Origin of the sequence: Kribbella sp. NPDC026596 (assembly GCF_040638415.1) — a bacterium.
Taxonomy (GTDB): domain Bacteria; phylum Actinomycetota; class Actinomycetes; order Propionibacteriales; family Kribbellaceae; genus Kribbella.
Window position 1 is genome coordinate 122,382 of sequence record NZ_JBEZYF010000012.1, and the last position, 21,398, is coordinate 143,779.

23 protein-coding genes and 1 pseudogene are annotated in these 21,398 nt (G+C 68.9%); 14 read left to right on the forward strand and 10 right to left on the reverse strand.

All coding sequences use genetic code 11. From position 1 onward, the window contains the following. Nucleotides 1-55: 55 nt before the first annotated feature. Nucleotides 56-1,567 carry a potassium/proton antiporter gene (locus AB0E63_RS12840; RefSeq protein WP_360364806.1) on the forward strand — a complete coding sequence of 504 codons (1,512 nt, stop codon included), beginning with the start codon at nucleotides 56-58 and terminating at the stop codon, nucleotides 1,565-1,567. Here AB0E63_RS12840 and AB0E63_RS12845 read toward each other — a convergent pair. Then, on the reverse strand, nucleotides 1,564-2,127 hold the full coding sequence (locus tag AB0E63_RS12845) for a LytR C-terminal domain-containing protein (protein ID WP_360364808.1): 564 nt from the start codon (nucleotides 2,125-2,127) through the stop codon (nucleotides 1,564-1,566). The two genes, AB0E63_RS12840 and AB0E63_RS12845, sit on opposite strands and share 4 nt — an antisense overlap. Nucleotides 2,128-2,155: 28 nt before the next feature. Further along, entirely contained in the window at nucleotides 2,156-2,449 is a 294-nt protein-coding gene (locus tag AB0E63_RS12850; RefSeq protein ID WP_360364810.1) for a type II toxin-antitoxin system VapB family antitoxin, read from the reverse strand. A gap of 158 nt (nucleotides 2,450-2,607) precedes the next feature. On the opposite strand from AB0E63_RS12850, the gene AB0E63_RS12855 reads away from it, so the two are divergent. From AB0E63_RS12855 to AB0E63_RS12880, 6 genes and pseudogenes are all read left to right on the forward strand, one after another. Beyond that, nucleotides 2,608-3,312: a L,D-transpeptidase family protein gene (locus AB0E63_RS12855; protein WP_360364812.1), complete on the forward strand. Its 705-nt coding sequence runs from the start codon at nucleotides 2,608-2,610 to the stop codon at nucleotides 3,310-3,312. A 60-nt stretch (nucleotides 3,313-3,372) separates the two neighbouring features. Then, entirely contained in the window at nucleotides 3,373-4,914 is a 1,542-nt protein-coding gene (locus AB0E63_RS12860; RefSeq protein ID WP_360364814.1) for a helicase HerA-like domain-containing protein, read from the forward strand. A 632-nt stretch (nucleotides 4,915-5,546) separates the two neighbouring features. Continuing rightward, a pseudogene (locus tag AB0E63_RS12865) lies at nucleotides 5,547-6,293 on the forward strand (GGDEF domain-containing protein); the annotation flags it as partial. A 304-nt stretch (nucleotides 6,294-6,597) separates the two neighbouring features. Next, a complete protein-coding gene (locus tag AB0E63_RS12870; RefSeq protein ID WP_360364816.1) occupies nucleotides 6,598-7,086 on the forward strand; it encodes a sigma-70 family RNA polymerase sigma factor in 489 nt (162 codons plus the stop codon). Continuing rightward, nucleotides 7,083-7,937: a hypothetical protein gene (locus AB0E63_RS12875; protein ID WP_360364818.1), complete on the forward strand. Its 855-nt coding sequence runs from the start codon at nucleotides 7,083-7,085 to the stop codon at nucleotides 7,935-7,937. Before AB0E63_RS12870 ends, AB0E63_RS12875 begins: the two co-directional genes overlap by 4 nt. 72 nt (nucleotides 7,938-8,009) lie before the next feature. Next, on the forward strand, nucleotides 8,010-8,882 hold the full coding sequence (locus tag AB0E63_RS12880) for a hypothetical protein (RefSeq protein ID WP_360364820.1): 873 nt from the start codon (nucleotides 8,010-8,012) through the stop codon (nucleotides 8,880-8,882). 90 nt (nucleotides 8,883-8,972) lie between these two features. On the opposite strand, the gene AB0E63_RS12885 is transcribed toward AB0E63_RS12880, so the two are convergent. Next, on the reverse strand, nucleotides 8,973-10,172 hold the full coding sequence (locus AB0E63_RS12885) for a hypothetical protein (protein ID WP_360364822.1): 1,200 nt from the start codon (nucleotides 10,170-10,172) through the stop codon (nucleotides 8,973-8,975). A 166-nt stretch (nucleotides 10,173-10,338) separates the two neighbouring features. Here AB0E63_RS12885 and AB0E63_RS12890 point away from each other — a divergent pair, with 166 nt between their 5' ends. Both AB0E63_RS12890 and AB0E63_RS12895 read left to right on the forward strand, forming a co-directional pair. Beyond that, nucleotides 10,339-10,854 carry a SigE family RNA polymerase sigma factor gene (locus AB0E63_RS12890; protein ID WP_360364824.1) on the forward strand — a complete coding sequence of 172 codons (516 nt, stop codon included), beginning with the start codon at nucleotides 10,339-10,341 and terminating at the stop codon, nucleotides 10,852-10,854. Beyond that, on the forward strand, nucleotides 10,854-11,864 hold the full coding sequence (locus tag AB0E63_RS12895; RefSeq protein ID WP_360364826.1) for a hypothetical protein: 1,011 nt from the start codon (nucleotides 10,854-10,856) through the stop codon (nucleotides 11,862-11,864). Before AB0E63_RS12890 ends, AB0E63_RS12895 begins: the two co-directional genes overlap by 1 nt. Nucleotides 11,865-11,899: 35 nt before the next feature. Here the strand turns inward: AB0E63_RS12895 and AB0E63_RS12900 are convergent, their stop codons facing one another. Next, complete coding sequence (locus AB0E63_RS12900; RefSeq protein ID WP_360364828.1) at nucleotides 11,900-12,406, reverse strand: DinB family protein; 507 nt, start codon at nucleotides 12,404-12,406, stop codon at nucleotides 11,900-11,902. Continuing rightward, nucleotides 12,406-13,197: a helix-turn-helix transcriptional regulator gene (locus tag AB0E63_RS12905; protein WP_360364830.1), complete on the reverse strand. Its 792-nt coding sequence runs from the start codon at nucleotides 13,195-13,197 to the stop codon at nucleotides 12,406-12,408. The genes AB0E63_RS12900 and AB0E63_RS12905 overlap by 1 nt, the downstream gene beginning before the upstream one ends. 112 nt (nucleotides 13,198-13,309) lie before the next feature. Here AB0E63_RS12905 and AB0E63_RS12910 point away from each other — a divergent pair, with 112 nt between their 5' ends. Both AB0E63_RS12910 and AB0E63_RS12915 read left to right on the forward strand, forming a co-directional pair. Then, a complete protein-coding gene (locus AB0E63_RS12910; RefSeq protein ID WP_360364832.1) occupies nucleotides 13,310-13,672 on the forward strand; it encodes a nuclear transport factor 2 family protein in 363 nt (120 codons plus the stop codon). Nucleotides 13,673-13,716: 44 nt separating this feature from the next. Then, nucleotides 13,717-14,523, forward strand: a complete 807-nt coding sequence (locus tag AB0E63_RS12915; protein WP_360364834.1) for a phytanoyl-CoA dioxygenase family protein — start codon at nucleotides 13,717-13,719, stop codon at nucleotides 14,521-14,523. Here the strand turns inward: AB0E63_RS12915 and AB0E63_RS12920 are convergent. Then, the gene (locus AB0E63_RS12920) at nucleotides 14,448-15,305 is read right to left on the reverse strand and encodes an aminoglycoside phosphotransferase family protein (protein ID WP_360364836.1); all 858 of its coding nucleotides are present in this window, start codon (nucleotides 15,303-15,305) and stop codon (nucleotides 14,448-14,450) included. The two genes, AB0E63_RS12915 and AB0E63_RS12920, sit on opposite strands and share 76 nt — an antisense overlap. Nucleotides 15,306-15,387: 82 nt before the next feature. Here AB0E63_RS12920 and AB0E63_RS12925 point away from each other — a divergent pair, with 82 nt between their 5' ends. Together AB0E63_RS12925 and AB0E63_RS12930 are read left to right on the forward strand one after the other, a co-directional pair. After that, the gene (locus AB0E63_RS12925; RefSeq protein ID WP_360364838.1) at nucleotides 15,388-16,182 is read left to right on the forward strand and encodes a methyltransferase domain-containing protein; all 795 of its coding nucleotides are present in this window, start codon (nucleotides 15,388-15,390) and stop codon (nucleotides 16,180-16,182) included. 468 nt (nucleotides 16,183-16,650) lie between these two features. Further along, nucleotides 16,651-17,367, forward strand: a complete 717-nt coding sequence (locus tag AB0E63_RS12930) for a hypothetical protein (RefSeq protein ID WP_360364840.1) — start codon at nucleotides 16,651-16,653, stop codon at nucleotides 17,365-17,367. A 155-nt stretch (nucleotides 17,368-17,522) separates the two neighbouring features. On the opposite strand, the gene AB0E63_RS12935 is transcribed toward AB0E63_RS12930, so the two are convergent. The 3 genes from AB0E63_RS12935 to AB0E63_RS12945 all read right to left on the reverse strand — a co-directional run bounded on the left by AB0E63_RS12935 (nucleotide 17,523) and on the right by AB0E63_RS12945 (nucleotide 19,684). After that, the gene (locus AB0E63_RS12935; protein WP_360364842.1) at nucleotides 17,523-17,837 is read right to left on the reverse strand and encodes a hypothetical protein; all 315 of its coding nucleotides are present in this window, start codon (nucleotides 17,835-17,837) and stop codon (nucleotides 17,523-17,525) included. Further along, a complete protein-coding gene (locus tag AB0E63_RS12940) occupies nucleotides 17,834-18,028 on the reverse strand; it encodes a hypothetical protein (protein WP_360364844.1) in 195 nt (64 codons plus the stop codon). Before AB0E63_RS12940 ends, AB0E63_RS12935 begins: the two co-directional genes overlap by 4 nt. Before the next feature lie 276 nt (nucleotides 18,029-18,304). Beyond that, a complete protein-coding gene (locus tag AB0E63_RS12945; protein WP_360364846.1) occupies nucleotides 18,305-19,684 on the reverse strand; it encodes an MFS transporter in 1,380 nt (459 codons plus the stop codon). Nucleotides 19,685-19,751: 67 nt separating this feature from the next. Between AB0E63_RS12945 and AB0E63_RS12950 the strand changes: the two genes are divergently transcribed. After that, the gene (locus tag AB0E63_RS12950) at nucleotides 19,752-20,171 is read left to right on the forward strand and encodes a helix-turn-helix domain-containing protein (RefSeq protein WP_360364848.1); all 420 of its coding nucleotides are present in this window, start codon (nucleotides 19,752-19,754) and stop codon (nucleotides 20,169-20,171) included. Here AB0E63_RS12950 and AB0E63_RS12955 read toward each other — a convergent pair. Continuing rightward, the gene (locus AB0E63_RS12955) at nucleotides 20,152-21,378 is read right to left on the reverse strand and encodes an MFS transporter (protein ID WP_360364850.1); all 1,227 of its coding nucleotides are present in this window, start codon (nucleotides 21,376-21,378) and stop codon (nucleotides 20,152-20,154) included. The genes AB0E63_RS12950 and AB0E63_RS12955 overlap by 20 nt on opposite strands. Between the last annotated feature and the right edge of the window lie 20 nt (nucleotides 21,379-21,398).

A 21,398-nucleotide genomic window follows, 5' to 3' on the forward strand; every position in this document is an offset into this window, starting at 1 on the left:
GGTTTTCGTCTCTCTGGACCTTGCTCGGGACCTGACGCGACGAGGGGGCCCCACCATGGACGTTGCGGAGCTCGATCGGATTCTCCTGGCCGGGGCTGTGGTGCTGCTCGTCGCGGTCGTCGCGGTGCGGTTGAGCGGGCGGCTCGGGCTCCCGTCGCTGTTGATCTACCTCGGGATGGGGCTCGTGCTCGGCGAGTCGGGGCCGGGACACATCCACTTCGAGGACGCGCAACTGGCGCACGCGCTCGGGTTCGCGGCGCTGGTGGTGATCCTGACCGAGGGCGGTCTGACCACCCGGTGGAACGAAGTCCGTCCGGTGATGCCGCTGGGCGTCGTCCTGGCGACCGTCGGGGTGGCGATCAGCGTGGCGGTGGTCGCCTGCGTGGCGCACTATGTGCTCGGCCTCGACTGGCAGATCGCCGTACTGCTCGGCGCTGTCACGTCGCCGACGGACGCGGCCGCGGTCTTCTCGGTACTGCGGAAGGTGCCGATCAGACCGCGGTTGCGGGGTGCGCTGGAGTCCGAGTCCGGTCTGAACGACGCCCCGACCGTCTTGCTGGTCACCCTGGTCAGCACGGGCGAGGTCGGTGAGAAGGGCCTGCTGTACTTCAGCGGCCTGGTGCTCTACGAGCTCGTCATCGGCGCGCTGTTCGGGTTCGTGATCGGGTGGCTCAGCGTCGGCCTGATCCGCCGGATCGCGCTCAGCTCCGCTGGTCTGTACCCGCTGGCGGTCTTGTCGCTGGCGATCATTTCGTACGCTGGCGGGTCGGTGCTGCTGCACGTGTCCGGGTTCGCTTCGGTCTACGTGACCTCGCTGGTCCTCGGACGGGCGGAGCTGCCGCACCGGATGGCCACGCGGTCGTTCGTGGACGGGCTGGCGTGGCTGGCGCAGATCGGGCTGTTCGTGATGCTCGGGCTGCTCGCGTCGCCGGGCCGGTTCCGGCTGAACGACGTACTGGTCGCGCTGGTGATCGGGATCGCGGTGACCGTGGTCGGCCGATTCTTGTCGGTGGCCGTGTCGGCGACGCCGTTCCGGGTGCCGTGGCGTGAGCAGGCGTTCATCTCCTGGGCAGGCCTGCGTGGGGCGGTGCCGATCGTGCTCGCGACCATCCCACTCGCCGAGGGCGTGCCGCAGGCGGTCCGGATCTTCGACGTGGTGTTCGTCCTGGTCCTGCTCTTCACGCTGCTGCAGGGGCCTTCGCTGCCCTGGCTGGCGCGCCGGCTGGGGGTGCTCGACGAGAACGCCGCGCACGAGGTGGACATCGACGTCGCGCCGCTGGAGTCCCTCGGCGCCGACATGCTCCAGGTGTACGTGCCCAGCGAGTCGCGTCTGGCGGGTGTCGAGATCGGCGAGCTCCGCCTGCCGGCCGGCGTGTCCGTGTCCCTGATCATCCGGGGTGACCAGGCTTTCGTCCCGGACCGGCGGACCGTCCTGCGCGCCAACGACTCGCTCCTGGTCGTTGCCCCCAGCCCCCTCCGCGACCAGACCGTGCGCCGGCTGCGGGCGGTCAGCCGGGCCGGCCGCCTGGCCGGCTGGTTCGGCGAACGCGGCCGCGAACAGCTCTAGTTGGGGTTCTGGCCTGAAGGGACCGGCTGCGGGGTGTGGATCACCGGGAGGCAGACGGTGCTGTCAGCCGGGACGCCGACCGAGGGGAGGCCCTTGAGGCGGACCGAGCCGAAGCCGGCACCGATGACCAGGTCCACCGTGTGGTCGGTGCGGCCGTCGGCGACGATCAGGGCCTTCTGGTTCAGCTGGCCCGCGACCAGCAGCACCTCGGGCGCGTTGTCGCCGGCACCGCGGATCGAGGCCACGTCGATCTTGTCGCCCTTGGGCTCGTTCGCGACCCTGCCGATGTTGAAGCCGCGCTTCTTCAGCGCGTCGGCGACCCGCTGCGCCGAGCCCGCCCTGGCGCCGCCGTTGTAGACGTTCAGCACGACCTGCTTGGGCACCAGCCGGTTGTTCGGCAGCTTCTGCTCGACGCAGGTCGGCTCGGCGCTGCTGTTGACCAGGGAGTTCCACCCCCACCAGCCGCCGCCGACCAGGATGCCCAGCAGGATCACCATCGTCACCGGCGTGCGCCAGCGGATCCGCGAGTGCGGCCTCGGCTGCGGATGGATCGCGGTCATCGGCTCAACCCCCGTGAGCAGACATGGGTCAGTCCACAACCAGGACCCGGGCGTGCAGGACCAGACGCTGCTGCAGCGCGGCCCGCAGGGCCCGGTGCAGACCGTCCTCGAGGAACATCTCACCCTTCCACTCGACGACATGGGCGAACAGGTCGCCGTAGAAAGTGGAGTCCTCGTCGAGCAGCGCGTTCAGGTCCAGGGTGCCCTTGGTCGTGACGAGCTCGTCCAGCCGCACCTGCCGTGGCGGCAGTGACGACCAGTCCTTCGGCTTGAGCCCATGGTCCGGGTACGGCCGTTCCTCCCCGACGCGCTTGAAGATCACCCCCCGAAGTCTAGCGGGGTAAAAGGTCTTGTGAGAGGTCACAAATGTCACCGGAACAGACCACAAGGGCCGCTCAACCTTTCGCCGCCGTCCGGCGTCCCAGAGGATGAGGAGCAGCGGGAGCGGACTCCGCACCCGCGATCAAGGGGGGTTAACGCATGCGAATTCTTTCCAAACTCGGTCTCGCGACGGCGACAGTCACGGTCGTCGCTCTCGGTGCGACGTTGCCGGCGGACGCGATCACCGTGTCCCAGGTGCGAGCGGCCCAGACCCGGCTGAACGCGATCGGCTGCGGCGCGGGCCCGGTGGACGGCAAGGTCGGCGCCATGACGCAGGCGGCGACGGTGCGATTCCAGTCCGCCAACGTCCTGAGCCAGACCGGTTCGCTGACCAGTACGACGTACGCGCGGTTGATGGCGTCGACCGCGAAACGGTGTGACGTCCGGGCCGTGCCACGCCGGTCGGGCACGGGTCGCCGGATCGTGATCAGCCAGACGCAGAACTGGGTCTGGCTCGTCGATGCCCGCGGCAAGATCGTCCGGCAGGGCGGGATCATCGACAATCCGACGTACCTGAAGGCCGGGAACTACACCAGTGGCGCCAAGTGCGGCCGCGCGGCCCGGATCCGGAAGAACACCGACGGCGCGAGCCTCTACCTGAACAACTTCGTCCGGTTCGCGCCGTGCGGGATCGGCTTCCACCAGATCCCGACGTACAAGTCGAACGGAAGGCAGATCCACGCCGACTACCTGCTCGGCACGAACTACCGGGCCTCGCACGGCTGCATCCGGGTCTCGGCGTCGATGTCCGCCACCATCTGGTCCTTCGCGGCGGGTGCGACGCGTGTAGTCGTGATGCGGTGACTCCGGAGGGCTAGCATGCGCAGCGGGTAGTTCCGTCGAACCGGGGAAAGGCACGCTGACATGGCCGAGACAGGCGACGTCCTGGAGACCGTCAAGCAGGGGTACGCGTTCGAGGGAGCGGCGATCGAGCTCGGCGCGCTGCTGGTCGGCGGCGAGCCGACACCGGAGGCCGCGGTCCGGATCCCACTGTCGATGGTGAACCGGCACGGCCTGGTCGCCGGCGCCACCGGAACCGGTAAGACGAAGACGTTGCAGTTGATGGCCGAGCAGCTGTCCGCGGCCGGTGTCGCGGTGTTCGCCGCCGACATCAAGGGCGACCTGTCCGGCATCTCCCAGCCGGGCGAGGGGAACGACAAGCTGCTGTCCCGGACCAAGTCGATTGGTCAGGACTGGACCGCGTCCGGCTTCCCGACCGAGTTCTACGCGCTCGGCGGGCAGGGCACCGGGATCCCGATCCGGGCCACGATCACGTCGTTCGGGCCGGTGCTGCTGTCGAAGGTGCTGGGGCTGAACGACGTCCAGGAGTCGTCGCTCGGGCTGATCTTCCACTACGCCGACAAGGCCGGCCTGACGCTGCTCGACATCAAGGACCTGCGGTCGGTCATCCAGCACCTCACGTCCGACGAGGGCAAGGACGACTTGAAGGAGCTCGGCGGACTGTCCGCGGCGACTGCCGGGGTGATCCTGCGGTCGCTGATCGGGTTCGCCGACCAGGGCGCCGAGGCGTTCTTCGGGGAGCCGGAGTTCGACACCGCGGACCTGATGCAGCAGCGCGACGGCAAGGGCGTCGTATCGCTGCTGGAGCTGCCCAACCTGCAGGACCGGCCGGCCGTCTTCTCCACCTTCCTGATGTGGCTGCTGGCCGACCTGTTCCACGACCTCCCTGAGGTCGGCGACGTGGACAAACCGAAGCTGGTGTTCTTCTTCGACGAGGCGCACCTGCTGTTCAATGACGCGTCCAAGGCGTTCCTGGACTCGATCGCGCAGACCGTCCGGCTGATCCGGTCGAAGGGTGTCGGCGTCTTCTTCGTCACCCAGACCCCGAAGGACGTTCCGGACGACGTACTCGCGCAGCTCGGTTCGCGGGTCCAGCACCAACTGCGGGCGCACACGCCGAACGACGCGAAGGCGCTGAAGGCGACGGTGTCGACCTTCCCGAGCTCGTCGTACGACCTGGGTGAGGTCCTCACGCAGCTCGGGATCGGCGAGGCGATCGTGACGGTGATGAACGAGAAGGGTGCGCCGACGCCGGTCGCGTGGACCCGGTTGCGGGCGCCGCAGTCGCTGATGGCGCCGGCGTCGGCGGAGCAGATGACCGCGTCGGTCCAGGGGTCGTCGAACAACGCGAAGTACACCGAGGTGATCGACCGGGAGTCGGCGTACGAGAAGCTCGCCGCCAAGGTGCAGGCGGGCGCTGAGCAGGCGGAGGCCGAGGAGCAGGCCAAGCAGCAACAGCAAGAGGCCCCGAAGCCGCGCGCCCAGAAGCAGGAGAAGTCCATGGTCGAACAGGTCATCGGCTCGTCCGCCTTCAAACAGTTCGCCCGCTCGGCCGGCCGGGAGATCGTCCGCGGCCTGTTCGGCTCCGCACGCCGGCGCAAGTAATCCCTGTGCAGACAGGGAAGCCGTCGTTTGATCGTTGATCAAACGACTGAATCATCAATCATCAGCCATCGTTTCCAACTCGTAGTCCACAGCGCGCCGTCGCGGATTGGGACGAAACGCTTACTCGTCGTACGGTGGGACGGATGGTTGCGCAGAGTAGGCGAGCGGTACGTTCTTGGTCGCTCTGGACCCTGACGGTCCCGGCGTTCGCCGTCGTGGTGCTGGTCGACCTGGCCGCGATCGGGTACGCCGTGCACGCGTTCACCGACCTGCCGAGCTGGCGCGGGCTGGATGTGGTGTTCGCACTGACCACGTCGGCGCTGATCGCGGTCGAGGGTGCTCGCCGGGTGGAGAGTCGGCGGCGCCGGGGCGGAGCACTGCACAAGGACCTCGCCCCGGCCTGGATGATCGCGGCCGCCCTGGTGCTGCATCCGGGGCTGGCGATCCTGGTCGCCGTCCTGCTCCGGATCTGGTGGCGGATCCGGGCCGGCAAGTGCATCCCGTACCGCTGGGCCTTCTCGACCGCGGTGTACGTGCTCGCGGTCGGCGCCGCGCACGCGGTCTTCGTCATGGCCCGCGACCTGACCGGCGGCAGCGGCCTCGGTCTGGCCATCTCGATGGTGGCCGGCGCGATGGCGTACGTCGTGACCGACACCGTCCTGTGTGGACTGGCGATCTCGCTGATCATCCCCGGCAGCAGCCGGCGTGAGGCGATCGGCGGGCTCGACGATCTCTGCACCGACGCGACGGCCGCAACCCTCGGCTGCCTGCTCGCGGCGGCGTGCCTGATCAGCCCCTGGTTCGCGTTCGTGGCGATCCCGATCACGCTGACCGCGCAGCGGGCCCTGTTGCTCGGCCAGTTGGAGACCGAGGCGCAGACCGACCCGAAGACCAGCCTCACCCGGGTCGACTGGTGGCGGCGCCGGACCGAGGAGATGCTGCGCACCGCGCGGAACCAGCGGGAGCCGATGGCGGTCCTGCTGATCGACATCGACCACTTCAAGCAGGTCAACGACCGGCACGGGCACCTGGTCGGCGACGAGGCGCTCCGCGCGGTCGCGACGATCCTGCGCAGTGCGATCCGGGCGAAGGATGTGATCGGCCGGTTCGGTGGTGAGGAGTTCGTGATCGCGCTGCCGGGCACCGGGATCGACGAGGCCACGGTGACCGCCGACCGGCTCCGCAACGCGGTCGCCGCCAGCCCGCTCGCGGCGATGTGCGCCGGCGTCCTGGACGAGCCCGATCTGGACCCCGACACCTTCCGCCTCACCGTCTCGATCGGGGTGTCCGTCTATCCGGCCGACGGCAGCACCGTCGACGACCTGCTGCTCCGCGCCGACCGGGCGATGTATGCCGCCAAGGCCGCCGGCCGCAACCGCGTCCGCCTGGCCGCCGACACGCTGCCCGTCCCGCACTTGCTGCCGCGCCCGATCATCCCGGCGCCGGGCCCCGCTCACCGGACACCGCTCCGGCCGAGCGAGCCGGGTCCGCGGTCGCCTCCGGGGTCGCGTCACCCACCGACCGCCACTGATCTTCAGCATCCGGAGAACCATTCACCGCCGTTCGGCGTCCTCTGTGTGAGGACGGTAGGACGGAGAGCAGATGGCGGCTTCGGGAAGTCGCGACGACGACTTCACGGCGTTCGTGCTGGCCAGGTCCGCGCGGTTGGTGCACTTCGCGCGGATGCTCTGTGGCGACGCCGGCCTGGCGGAGGACCTGGTGCAGACCGCGCTGGAGAAGGCGTACCTGCGGTGGGACCGGATCGAGATGGCCGACCCGTTCGGCTACATCCGGCAGGCCGTGGTCAACCAGCACCTGTCCTGGGTACGACGCCGGCCGTGGCGCGAGCGGCCGAGCGGTGACGCGGTCGAGCTGGACCTGTACGTCGGCCTGTCCGACCCGGACCGCTCCGGCGCGGGCGCGGGCAGGTCCGTGGCCGATCCGTCCGGTGCGGTCGAGCGCCGGCTCGCGGTCGGCGCGGCCCTGGCGGCATTGAGCCGGCGCGAGCGTGCGGTCGTCGTACTGCGGTATGTCGAGGACCTCACCGAGCAGCAGACGGCGGCGGTCCTCGGGGTGGCGGTCGGCACGGTGAAGAGCACGAACGCGCGGGCGCTGGCGAAGCTGCGGGTCGCTCCCGAGCTGAGCGGCAGTTACGTAGGAGAGCGAGCATGAACGACAAGGGCAGTACGGCGACCGAGGACGACCTCCGGTCCGCCCTGGCTCCGGATGGCACCATCGCGCCGCTCGACCCCGCGCGCATGATCGCGGGAGCGCGTCGCCGGCGCAAGGTCCGCGGCCTCGCCACTGCCGCGATCGCGGCGGTCGTGGTCGGCGGGGTCGCCACCGGTGGAATCCTGGCCGGCGGCCAGTTGCTCGGCCAGGCTCCGGAGCCCGCGGATCCCGGACCGACGACGCTCGTGTCACCCAGCGCCCCGACAACGACGCCACAGATCCCGAAGGGCAGCGCAATCACCCCCGGCCTCGGGAGCACGCCCGGCGCGGTCCCGATCACGGCGGCGACCTGCAGGGCGGCGCTGAACGGCGAGCCAGGTCCCGGCACCGGCGCCACCCGGCGAAGCCTGCTGAGCGACGAGTCCGGAACCACGATCATGATCGCGGACAGCCGCTACTGGATGGTGTGCGACAACACGTTCGGGCCGCAGGTGTCGGCACGAAAGCCCGAGCGGCTGCAGAAGCCGAGCGCACAGGACACGGACGCCTTCGCGGTTGCCGACAACGAGATCACCCTCGCAGCCGGTCAGCGCGAGCTCTACTGGGCCGGCGGGATGCTGCCCGACGGCGTGGCGACGATCCGATACACCTTCCCCGACGGCGCGACCGAGGACGCCCAGGTCGATGGTGCCTTCTGGCTGATGCGCCATGTCTCAGAGCACATCCGTCCGGGCGGTCCATCGGCGACCAAGATCCGGGTCCGCCTGGTGTCCGCGTCCGGCGCGGTCGTGAACGATTTCCAGCTGGTCTGGGGTGAGCAGACCTGTGCCCAGATCAGCCACGGCTGCTGAGCGCAGAACCTTTCCCGGTCCGGCCTGCGTCCTTGAGTCCGACAGATTTCCAGAAAGTTGTGGAGGGCAACGATGATCGAACAGAGCCGGAAACGGCGGGTGGTGGCGATCCTGGTCAGCGGACTCGCGGTCGCCGCGGTCGCCGGTGTCGCGATCGCAGGGACGGCGGTGGCGCGCAGCCGCCACTCGTCCGGTGACTCGGCGGTCGCGGGCGGCGGTCCGGCCACGCCGGTCGCGGAAACACCAGTGACGCCGACGGTCTCTCCGCAGGTCACGCCGACGCCGGCACCTACGACACCAGCCCAGCCGACGCCGTCGGTCGTGACGCCCTCGAGCAAACCGACTGTCCGGCAGACCCCCGGCACCAAGCCCGTCGTACCGAAGCCGCCGCAGCCGCAGAAGCCGCCGGCCGACCCGGTCGCGGCCTGCAAGTCGTGGCTGAAGGACGCGGACGCCGAGAACGCACCCGGCTCGAGTGCGAAGGTCGTCGCCCGACTGAACGGCGCGCCGGGCACGGTCCTGATCCTTGCCGACAGCAAGAACTGGGTCGGCTGCGACACGGCGTTCGCCCGGACCGGTGGAGGCCGCGGCTCGATCCGGCAACCGGCGAAGATCGCCACTCCTCCACTGTCCGCCGACACCTTCGCCGTTGCGAACAACCTCATCCCGGTCAACGGACAGCAGTACGAGTACTTCTGGGCGGCGGGGCGTCTCCCGGCCGGGATCACCAAGGTCACCTACTGGTTCCCGGACGACAAGACCACCGAAGCGGTGATCACGGGGGACTACTGGGTCATGCAGCACCTGGTCGGGATTCCGTGGAAGGAGGGTACGGCGCCGGCCGCACAGGTCGAGGTGACACTGTCCACTGCGAGCGGTCCGGTGAAGACCTTCGAACTCACCTGGGGCGAGCAGACCTGCGCTCAGATCACCCACGGCTGCTGAAGGCGGACCGCCAGGCCATCACAATCGCCGCCTCGCGCGATCCGCTCGTGGCAGGTCGCACGCAGCGCGGGATTGTGATGGCCTGGGGGTTCAGCAGGCGCCGAAGGTGCCGGCCGAGACCCACGCCTTGGCCACGTACATGCCGGCGTTGACGCGGAGCCAGATGTTGCTGGTGCCCTGTGAGCCGGTGACACTCTGGCCCGTGGTTTGGCACTCGACGGTCACCTGCGCGGACTTGCCGGCCATGCCGACGACCGCGCCGGAGGAGTTCGCGGCGTTCCGGACGTTCAGGTAGCCGGAGGAGATCGAGACCGTGCCGCGGCCACCGTCACCGGTCCACAGGTAGGTCACGTCCACGAATCCGTTGTCCGACATGCCCAGCGCGTCCCAGAACGTACCGTCCGCGAGATCGATCCCGGCCGGGTTGGCGACAGTCCGGCCGAACTGGTCCTTCCCGCCGTTGTAGCCGTTCTGGTACGCCGCCTGTGCTTCGGGCTTGCCCTGCGGCAGGTCCTTCCACATCTCCCGGGTCGCGCTCGGGTTCCAGTAGTCGTCCTTGGTGTTCCACGGGCCGACGTCCCACACCGGCTCGAAGGCACACCGCGACGCCGTGCAGACCTTGACCGAGTAGGTGCCGGATCCGTTGCCTGACAGGCCTCTGCGCGACGGCAGGGCGGCGAAGTGGTCGCGGCTCACGATCACGTGGCCGTTGGCCGTCGTACCGCCGACCAGGCCTTCGCGGGTGGCGAAGACCCGGGACTTCAACGGCGCGGCCTGGATCGCCATCCGGCTCGGGTCCGCCTTGTCGGTGGACTGGACCGTCAGGTCAGCGACCCATGGGTTTGCGCCGGTGGGCGGAGCGCTGACGATGATCCGGAGCTGGACCTGGTCACTCGCGCCGGGCAGTGCGGTCGGCGTACCGGCCTGGGCGGCGGTCCATTCGGACCACTTGTCGTTGACCCAGGCCCGTACGTCGACCTCCGCCGACGAACCGTCCGGCGTACCGGTGGTGTAGCCGACGACGACGGCCGAGGTCGCGGTGGTGAAGCGGACCGGCGTGAGCTCGGCCAAGCCGGAGCGCTGCTTGATCTCGGTCGAGCCGATCGCAGCCGCGGCGTCGCCGAGGATGATCCGGTTGCCCTCGATCCTGACGTTGCTGGATCCGGCGACCGGCTGGGCCGAGACAGCGACCGGATCGGTCGGCGCGGCGTTGCCGGGCAAGGTGGCGGTAAAGATCGCCAGCACTGCCACCAGACCGGCGGCACAGGTGACTTTTCGGGTGATACGCATGGGCGGAACCTCCGGGGCGGTGAAGGTGTGTTCACCCAATGTGACAAACAAACCGTACGTCTGTATAGCCCGTGAATAAATTTCTTCGAAGGAGTTGGTGACGGCACAGAACCCGGTCGATCACCCAGCGGGTTTGGACCGGTGTGACAGAGGCAGAGGAGAATCGATGACCCGGACCGCGGACGCCGACTTCGAGCGCTTCGTGTTGGCGCAGTCGACACCCTTGCTCCGCTTCGCGGAGATGTTGTGCGGCGATCGGCACACCGCCGAGGACCTGGTGCAGCAAGCGTTGATGCGGTCGTATCCGAAATGGCACCGGCTGAACGGCGACCCGTTGCGGTACGTACGGCGGGTGCTGGTGAACCGATTCCTCTCCCAGGCCCGCCGGCGCTGGAACAACGAAGTACCCAGTGACCCGGTGCAGAACGATTGGGACCAGCGAGCGGTAGCGGACTTCGCCCAGGACGTGCAGACCAGGGAGGCCGTGCTCTCGGCGCTCGCGGGTCTGACCGTCCGGGAGAGAGCCGTCGTCGCGCTGCGCTACTCGCAGGATCTCTCCGAGGCCGAGACCGCCGAGCTGCTCGGCATGGCGGCCGGGACCGTGAAGAGCACGGCCTCCCGGGCGCTGGCCAAGCTGCGTCTGGCACCCGACCTGATCGATACCGGAGTTGGAGGAAACTGATGAGTGACGAGCAGCGCGTACGCAGCGCACTCGACTATGAGATGGATGCTTGGCAGCCGGACGCGGGCGACCTGATGCGGCGCGGCAAGCGGCTGGCCTGGCTCCGTCGTGGACTGGCCGCGGCGGGCGTCACCGCCTTGGCCGGAACCGTTGCGACGGTGTCCGCCGCGGTCGGGGGACCTGCCCCGGTGAAGAACCTGCTGGCCGGTGGCGGCAAGCCACCGGCGCCGGTGGTGATCCCCTCGGCGGCCCCGCAGGTGCCGTCGGTGGACCCGACCTGCCTGCCGGCCAAGCCGACGCTGCCCAAGGTGACGGTCAACAAGACCATCGACCCGAACAGCGTGCCGACGGACAAGCCGTCGCTGCCGAGCAAGCCGGAGCTGCCCGGAAACCTACCCAGCAACGTGCCCAGCAAGGTGCCGACGACGCTGCCCTCGCTGCCTGGTAAGCCGTCGCTGCCGACGACGAAGCCGACTCTGCCGGCCAAGCCGTCGCTCCCGACCGGCAAGCCGACCTTGCCGACCACGAAGCCCACCCTGCCGATCCCGACGGGGAAGCCGACCCTGCCCAAGCTTCCGACCACGAAGCCGACGCTGCCGGCTAAGCCGTCCGTCCCGACGACGAAGCCGACCCTGCCGGCCAAGCCCTCGCTGCCGACCGCCAAGCCGTCGCTGCCGACGACCGTGCCGTCGGTGCCGGTCAAGCCGGTCCCGACTCCGTCGCTGCCGGACTGCGTGGACGGCGTACCGACCGTGAAGCCGTCCGCGCCGGCGCCGAAGCCGACCCTGCCGGGCAAGCCTTCGCTGCCTACCACCGAGCCGTCCCTGCCGAAGCCGGGCGTTCCGACCGTGAAGGTGTCGGCCGGAGTCAAGGTCACCATCGACCCGGGCAAGCAGCCGCAGCCGTCCCTCCCGACGGCCAAGCCGAGCTTCCCGACCGAGAAGCCGAGCGTCCCGACGCCGAGCTTCCCGGCCACCTTCCCCACCGGTCACCCCTCCTCAAGCCGGTAGGGCACCGGTCACCGGCGAGTAGGCACCCTGCAGCCCTACTCGCCGGTGACCCCGTCTGTGAGTTCGCGGACGACGTCCAGGTGGCCGGCGTGCCGCGCGTACTCCTGCAGGACGTGGAACAGGATCCAGTTCAGCGTCGGCCGGTCGTCGTCATCGAACCGGCCACCGGACGCTCCGAGCGTCGCCGGATCCACGCCGGTGACGAGTTGCCGGGTGATCGCACCGCCCTCGTGCAGTTCGGCCAGGAGACCTCGGAGCGTCTCGTCCGCGCCGGCTCTCCAGTTGCCGTCCGGATCATCACCCGAGTCGCCCCACGGATGGTCGACAGGCTCGGCGGCGAATCCCCAACGCAGCCAGCGTCGCTCCACGAACACCAAGTGCTTCAAGAGGTCCAGCGGTGCCCACCCCGACGGCAGGTGGCTGGTCCGCAGATCGGACTCGCTCAGCCCGGTCAGCTTCGTCTCGATGATTTCGCGATAGCGGTCGAGGTACTGAAGATGGAGCTCGATGGTGTCGGCCAGTTCGCGCGGTGGCTTCGTCATCAGAGCGTCCGGAGGTACTCGGCGGTCTGGTCGTCGGCCGGGTAGAAGGACTCGATCATCAGCTCGGACACCGTGACGTCGAGTGGCGTGCCGAACGTGGCGATCATCGTCAGCAACGAGAGCTCGTGGCCGTTGTGGGTGAGCTTGAACGGTACGACGACCTCGTTCTGCCCGGCGTGCACCGGCCGGTCGTCCACGGCGTACGCGCGGAGTTCGTCGTACAGATCCTGGAGGTCGGGATCGGCGGTGCCGGCGGCGTGGCGTTGCAGGCTGGCCAGCGCGGCGGCACGGACCTCGGCGATGTTGCCGATTCGGCGGGCCAGGCCGTCCGGGTGCAGAGTCAGCCGGAGCGCGTTGATCGGTGCCTGGAGCAACTTTTCGTCGACGTCCGTGGTGAAGAGCTGTACGCCGGCGTTCGCCTCGACGATGTTCCACCAGCGGTCGACGACGAGGGCCGGGTAGGGCTCGTGGGCCTTGAGCAACCGGCGCAGCGTGGTCCGGATCGCGAGCATGGCCGGTGAGTGCAGCGACGCCTCGCTGAAGATCGGCGCGAAGCCGCCGGCCAGCAGCAGCTGGTTGCGATCCCGCAGCGGTACGTCGAGATGCTCCGCCAGCCGGAGCACCAGCTCACGACTCGGCTTGGATCGTCCGGTCTCCACGAAACTCACGTGCCGGGTGGACACCTCGACCCGGTTCGCGAGCTCGAGCTGGCTGAGCCGCCGGCGTTCCCGCCAGCCGCGCAGAAGCTCGCCCACCGGGCGCTGGAACGTCTCCTCGATCGTCGCTGCCATCCTCCGACCGTAACCGGTGGCATAGACAACGCCATTACCTCCGACGTCATCGACCGGATCGGCCGACCGACGGCAAGGTTCTGGTCATCAGAACGAACCGAGGAGGAACACCATGAACGCCACCGCTCTCGCCGACCAGTACTTCGCGACGTGGAACGCGGCCGACGCCGACCGTCGGGCCGAGTTGATCGCAGGCACCTGGACCGAGGACGCGACCTTCGTCGACCCGAGCTTCGAGACGAACGGGCATGACGAGCTGAACAAGCTGGTCGGCGCCGCCCAGCAGATGTTCCCGGGGCTGTCCTTCGTCCGCGTCGGCGACATCGACGAGCACCACACCTACCTGCGCTGGACCTGGCACCTGCAGGCCGACGGCCAGGAACCGGTAGCCGGCGGCACCGACATCGTCGTGCTCGACGACGACGGCAAGATCAAGAAGCTCATCGGGTTCCACAACTTCGCCCCGGCGCACTAGAAATTGGGTGGCCGGACCGCACTGGTCCGGCGGAGCATGGGTGAATGCTCGACGCCCAGGAGCGAGAACTGTTCGAGCGCGACGGGATCGTGAAGGTCCCGGCCGCGTTCTCCGCCGACGATGCCGCGCGGATGCGCGAGGTGCTGTGGTCCGAGCTGACCGCGCGGCACGGCATGGACCCGGATGACCGGTCGACCTGGACGACGTTGCGGCCGACCGGGCTGAAGAGCACCAAGAAACATCGGGTGGCTCAGGCGATCCTCAGTCCGAAGCTCCGGTCGGCACTCGACGACTTGCTCGGTGCCTGGCTCGAGCCGCCGCATCTCGGCCAGGTCCTGGTCACCATGCCGACCGGTGAGCCTTGGGTGATCCCGCATCGCCAGTGGCACACCGACGTCGGGTTCGACCAGCCGATGGACGACTTGCCGGCCGTGAAGATCTGGGGGCTGCTCGACGACCTCGAGCCCGGTGGCGGCGGGACCCCGCAGGTGGCCGGCTCCCATCGCGTCATCGCTCGGTATTTGGGTACGACGGACGAGCGGGACTTCACCACGATCCGGGACCAGGTGCTGCGGTCCGACCCGTGGTTCCGCAGTCTGACCTCGACCGAGCGGTCGGTCGAGCCGATGGACGAGGCCGATCTCGACGGTCTGCCCGTCCGCGTCATCGAGCTCACCGGTCGCGCGGGCGACGTCTACCTGACCCACCCGTGGATCCTGCACTCCATCGCCACCAACGCGAACGACACCCCGCGGATGATCCGCAGCCGCTTCATTTACAAGACGTCGACCAGCCGGGCGCAGCGCACCGGATCCTCGGTGAGTCCGGCCGACAGGCCCCAGAGCCAGTAGTCGACCGTTCGCCAGACGACCCAGTCCCGAGCGCGATCGCGGTCGAGCCCGGCCGCGGACACAGCCGCATCGAAGTGCGGCACGATGCTGGTCATCTCGTCCAGCCGCGTCCACAGGACCCTGCCGAGGTCGAACTCGATGTCGCCGCGGAACAGCACGGGATCCACGGTCAACCATTCCTCGCGCGATCCCGCGAGTACCTGGTCGGAGTGGAAGTCGCCGTTGACCGCCAGCTCCGAGGTGGTCTCGGCCAACCGCGGCGCGATGCTGAGCGCCTCCTGCAGGACCCCGCTGTCGAACGGTCGCCCCAGCCGTTCCCACTCCGGCTCCAGCTCGGCGGACCGCCGTACGACGATCTCCGCGGTCGAGAGCGCGTTATCCGGACCCGGGACGGCCAGTCGGCGCATCAGTTGCCCGAGTACGTCGACCGCCTCGTCGACCGGCCGAGTCGTCAACGGGGTCGACAGCCGCTCCAGCAACATCGCGCCGGCTTCGACGTCGGCGTCGTACAGCAGAGCCATCCCGCGGCCGTCCCACCAGCGCAGCGCCCGTACCTGGTCCGCGACCTCGGTCCCCGGCGGCGACATCCGCAGGACGAACTCCTCGCCCGCCCTCATCACCGGTACGACGATCGCGTTCGATCCATGGGCCACGTCCCCGATGACCTCTAGCTGCCATCGCGATCGTTGCCGCTCCACCGCTTGGGCCAACCCGCCCAGCCAGTCCGCACCCTCGGTCCACCAGCGCGGCATCCGCAGAAACGACTCGGGGAGTTCGATCACGGGCACAAGCTAACCAGGGGCAGATCGCGACGCGCCCCGATAAGGCCTCCCAACCGGCGGGATGGCGGACCATGATGTCGGCATGGGCGGAGAGGCTGAAGTGGACGGGTTGCAGTTCGACCCGCGGATGTCGCGGCAGGTCGAAGCGATGTACACGACGGCGGACGTCGTCGAACAGCGGCGGATCGTCCGGGCGGCGTTGGCGTTGCGGTCCGGAGATCGAGTCCTGGACGTCGGGGTCGGGCCGGGATTGCTGGCCGCGGAGATGGCGACCGAGATCGGGCCGAGCGGGCGGATCTGCGGGATCGACATCAGTGACAGCATGCTGGCGATCGCGGCTACGCGCGCCGACGTGGGTCCCGGGATCGAGCTCGAGGTGGCGTCGGTCGAGCGCATCCCGCATCCGGCCGAGAGCTTCGACGTGGTCGTGTCGACCCAGGTCTTCGAGTACCTCGACGACGTGGGTGGTGCGCTGGACGAGGTACGCCGAGTGCTGCGGCCCGCGGGTCGCGTCGTACTGCTCGACACCGACTGGGGCTCGCTGGTGTGGCGGTCGAGTGACGATGCACGGATGGCGCGGGTCCTGACCGCGTTCGAGGACCATCTGGCCGATCCACATCTGCCTCGGACGTTGGCCGACGTACTGGTCAAGTCCGGTTTCACGCTCACGCATCTGCAGGTGGTGCCGATCCTGAACACGGGGTACGACGACCGCACGTACAGCGCGGGACTGATGGACATCGTCACCGGGTTCGTGCCGGGTCATGCCGACATCACCGCGGACGAGGCGCGGGCGTGGGCGGACGACCTGCGCGGACTCGGCGCCGGCTACTTCTTCAGCCTGAACCGGTACCTGTTCGTCGCGTCGGCGCTGTAGGACCGCCGAGCTCGGCGGGCGCACCCTGGGAAAGACGCGCCCGCCGGACCGGTCGTTCTCCCGCCCCTCAGTGGGAGAACTCGCGGCTCGGTGAACACCACCCATGCCCGAATGGCACTGACCGAACCGCGGGACCACCTAGAGGTACCCCATGTCCGCGGACCTCACACACTCCGGCACGCGGCCGGCGGCGAAAACTTCACATTCCTCAAACCTTCCGCTCTCCGGAGGCCCTCGACCCGTGACCCGGGCGCCGCCTAGCCTGGAGGGCGATTCCGCGTGCCGGGGGAGGCTCGCGGACGTCAGGGGGAGGTAGTGCGATGCCGGATGTGTTCGACGACGAGTTGACCGATGCCGACCTGGATCAGCTCGAGGCGCTCGGTGCGGCCGAGGACGCGGACCTGATCCTCGGTGCGGTCGCCGGGGAAACAGATGCCTGAGGCAAGGATCGTCTGGCGGGGATGGGCGATGAACAAGCGGTCCGTCGCGATGGTCGAGGCCGCCGAGAAGCTCTACAAGTCGAAGTTCGCGATCCTGCAGGGGTCGTACAACAAGGGCGGCGTGGAAGCGTCGGCGGGCACCCATGACGGTGGTGGTGCGGTCGACATCGACGTTCGTACGAAGAGCGCCCCGCAGCGGGTCGAGGTGCTGAAGGCGATGCGCGCGGTCGGGTTCGCGGCCTGGCTGCGGACGCCGGCCCAGGGCAACTGGCCGTATCACGTGCACGCGATCGCGGTCGGCGACAAGGACCTGTCCCGCGGCGCGGCCACCCAGGTCGCGGAGTACCACCGCAAGCGCAACGGCCTGGCCAACCGCGGCAAGGACGACGGACCGCCCGGGTTCTACGGGATGACCTGGGAGCTGTACCTGAAGGCACACCCGCCGGCCCAGCCGGTGCCGGACTCGACCATCTCGCTGGCCGCGATGGCGTACGCGCGGACGCACGACGCGATGACCGGGGTGTGGGGCGCGGACCGGGCCCGGGTGATCGCGTGGGCGGCGCATCCGAAGGTCGGTGCGATCACCAAGGCCGAGACCATCCCGCCGGCCGGGGTGCCGTGGCACCTGCACTTCCAGCGGGTGATCCGCAAGGTGCAGCTGCACTTCAAGCTCGAGGTCACCGGCATCTTCAACGCGAGCGTCGCCACCGTGATGAAGCGCTACGGCTACACGATCGTCGCCTGACAGCGCGGATCAACGACAAGGCCCCACCGGTAGCAGCCGGTGGGGCCTTGGTGGTCCACTACCGCCCGGGCATCCCCGGTGCAGCTGTGGAGGTGGAGAGCGGAACCGACGCCGATGCAGGGGTCAAGACGTCAGCTCCGCTTGCCTGTGTGGAGTTATCTCGAGTCGACCGCCCAGACACGCGCCTGGTGGAACTCGAGGTGCTGCCGCATCTCCGCCGGGGTCCCGGCCTGGCCGAGGTGGTTCATCGCCGGGACGACGACCGCACGGACGTCGGACCGCTTCACCTCTTCGAGCAGTGCGTTGAAGGCGGCGGACTCGGCCGCGTCGCGCTCGGTGTAGACGGTGCCGAGGGTGAACCCCTCGGCGCTGGCGAAGGCGACGAGTGAATCCGTCGCCGCGGCCAGCTCCTCCGCGCAGCTCAGCGCGTCGGCCCGGACATACCCGAGTACGGTCGGCCGGGTCGTCATTGACCCGGACCCGCGGTGCTGTCGGCCAGCACCGGCTCGCTCGTCACCCGCAGGGATGCGAACCGCCGCCGCATGGCTTCCTCGTACTGCGCTGCCTGCTCCGCACCGGCCGTGTGGTCCGCGATCGCGTGAGCGCCGAACCAGACCTGCACCCGACGGTGCGTGGCGGGGGTTTCGAACGTCTCGGGCATCAGCGGTCCTTCGGCGGTGTGATCGGTGCCCCGGACGGCTTTGTCCGGCACTGAGAAAAGGACACCTCACCGGCGGGTCCCTCCGGAATAGTTCCGAAGGGACCTTTACAGAGCCCTAACGCAGAGTAGGGAAACCCTACGAATCCGCTGGTCAGAGCCCTTCCGGCGAGTCTGTCAGGGGGCTGGGAAAGCCCTGTCAAGAATGTTTGCAGCAATTTGCCAATAACGATTCGGCCACTCCGCCATTCTGACCATGACGGAATATATGACGTCCTGCTAACCGTTTGTACGCACCCGCTCACGCACCGGTATTCCGGCGACCAGAATTCCGAGTACGGCGGCCGCGAGCGGCACCACGAGTCCGGTACGGAACCCGCTGACGGTCGACTCGCCGGCCGCGGCCAGAACGGCGGCCACGACTGCCAGGCCGAGCGCGGATCCGAACTGGAACGACGTCGTCAGTACGCCGCTCGCCAGGCCCTGCTCGTCCTCGGTCACCCGCTCGGTCGCCGCGATCGTCAACGGGCCGTAGGCCAGCGCGAACGCGAGCCCGAGCAACAGGAAGGCGGGAAGCATGGCCGCGAAGGTCGATCCCAACGGCAGGAAAGCCAGGTAGGCAAGGGTCGCGAGGACGAACCCACCGAACACCACGCGCCCGTTGCCGAAGCGATTCACCAGCCACGGCGTGAGCGTCGGCGCCAGCACCGCGTCGATGCCGATCACCATCAGCGCAAGCCCGGTCTCCAGCTCGGACCAGCCGCGCAGCTCCTGCAGATACAGTACGGCGATGAACTGGAACCCGACGAACGATCCGACCAGGAGGATCGCGCCGAGGTTCGCGCGGACGAGCGCCACGTTCCGCAACAGCCCGAGCCTGACCAGCGGCGCGGACACCCGCTGCTCGATCAGCACGAAGGCGGCCAGCAGGACCAGGCCGGCCGCCGCGGTCACCAGGGTAGGCGCCGCCGACACGTCCGGCGCGCGTACTACGGTTGCTACAAGCAACAACATTGCGCCGGTCAGCGTGAACGCCCCGGCGAGGTCGAAGCCGCCGCGTTGCCGCTGCGTCGCGGCGTCCCGGGGGATCAGCAGGACCGCGCCGGCGAGGATGACCGCCGAGACGATCACCGGCGCGAAGAACACCCAACGCCAGTCGATGGCGGTGAGCAGTCCGCCGGTGACCATGCCCAAGGAGAATCCACCGGCGGCGGTCCCGGCGTACACGAGCAAGGCCTTGGTGCGTTGCGGTCCCTCCGGGTAGGTCGTGGTGATGATGGACAGGCCGGCCGGGGTCATGAACGCGGCCGCGATGCCGGTGACGAAGCGGGCCAGGATCAGGACCCAGCCCTCGGTGGCGAATCCGCCCAGTCCGCTGAACAGCAGGAACACCACCAGCCAGCCGACGAACATCCGGCGCCGCCCGAGCAGGTCCGCCGCGCGGCCGCCGAGCAGCACGAACCCGCCGTAGCTCAGCGCGTAGGCACTGACGATCCATTGCAGTTCTGCGGTGGCCAGACCGAGCTCGGCCCGGATGGACGGCAGCGCGACGCCCATCATCGAGACGTCGATGCCTTCCAGGAAGATCGCGCCGCAGAGCACGAACAGAACGGCCCAGGCGCGGCCGGTCAGCCGCTCCGGGGTGACGGTTGATGACACGAAAGACTCCCTCGAGTTCATGGTTACCTCTTGTAACTGACCCCATCATCAGGAACCATCGGGAGTTGTGGAAGAAGGCACTTCAAAGGAACCGAGTCACTCCTGCTGTACCGAGGACGCCTTCCAGTGGGACACCCGGGAGGACTGCGACGTCCGCCAGATCCTGGATCGGATCGGCGACAAGTGGTCGCTGCTGGTCATCGCGCTGCTGGACAACCGGTGCATGCGGTTCACCGAGTTGAAGAAGACGATCGACGGCATCAGTCAGCGGATGCTCACGGTCACCCTGCGCCAGTTGGAACGCGACGGCCTGGTCAGCAGGACCGTCCATCCGGTTGTGCCGCCACGCGTCGATTACGAGCTCACCCCGCTCGGCGTCACTCTGCACGCGACCATCCAGTCCCTCGTCTCCTGGACCGAGACCCATCAGGCGGAGATCGCCACCGCGCGCGCCAGATATGACGCCGTCAGCTCCGGATCCGCGTGAAGTTCGCCGGATGGGCCGGTACGGCGAACAGCGTCAGGGGTGCCGCGAGTACGGCGAAGGCTGCGAGCAGGTTGAGGGTCAGCGGGAGATCGAGCGCCAGCGTCACGGCTGGGGCGGCGAGTGCGCCGATCAGCAAGGCGAGCGAGTCAGCGGCGAAGAAGAGGGCACCGATGCGGGCGAGCATCGCCGCTGGTGCGGTCCGTTGGATCGCCGTCTCCGCGGTGATCAGGAGAATGCTGCCGGGTAGCCCGATGAGCGCGGCGGCGACGATCGCGACGGGAACGTTCGGGGCGTTGAAGAGCGTGAAGAATGCCGCTGCGGTGGCGAACTGGGTGACGGCGAGCAGTTCGCGGACTCCCAGCCAGCTGGCGGCTTTCGTGCTCAGGGCGGCGCCGATCAGATAGCCGGCGCCGAGGCCGGAGATCAGGTAACCGAGGACATAGCCGGGTGCGTGCAGCCGGCCGACGGTGAACGGGACCAGCAATGCGGTCAGTCCGGCGTTCGCAGTGAGGAAGATCGTCTGGCCGATCAGAATCCCACGGAGCGCTCGGTGCCGTGCCACGAACCGGAAGCCCGCCAACCGCTCCTCCGCCCCACCCCGTCTTGCGGCGTCGCCGCTTCTCCTCTCCCGCCCGGCCCGCAGGGTCGGGCTTCTGACTGTTGAGATGATTGCCGCTGACAACAGGTAGCTGGCGATGTCGACCGCGAGGACGAACGTGATGCCCGGTCCGGCGAGCAGTAGCGCGCCGAGTGGTGGTGCGGCGAGCCTGATCGCACTGCTACTGAAGGCGTTCAGGGCGTTCGCGGCGGCGAGTTCGTTGCCGGTGCCAACGACTGCCGGCAGCAGGGCGCGCGCGGCCGGGCGGAACACCATGGTGGCGACGTTCTCGACCAGGATCGCCAGGTAGATCGGCCAGATGCGATCGGTGTCGGCGAACAGGATCAGCGCGACCGCGGCGGCGCTGACCAGGTCCGCGATCCACATCGCCCGGGTGAGATCCCAGCGGTCCAGCAGTACTCCGGCCCACGGTCCGAGCAGCAGAGCGGGCAGCGCCTCGAGGGCGAGCGCGAGGCCGGTCGCGACCGTCGATCCGGTCAGGTCGAACACGTAGAACGGGATCGCGACCACCAGCAGCCATGAGCCGATACCGGAGACGCCGCCGCTGATCCACAGCCGGCGGAAGTCTCGGTTCCGAAGTGTCCTCACGGATCGGAAAGCTATCTTGT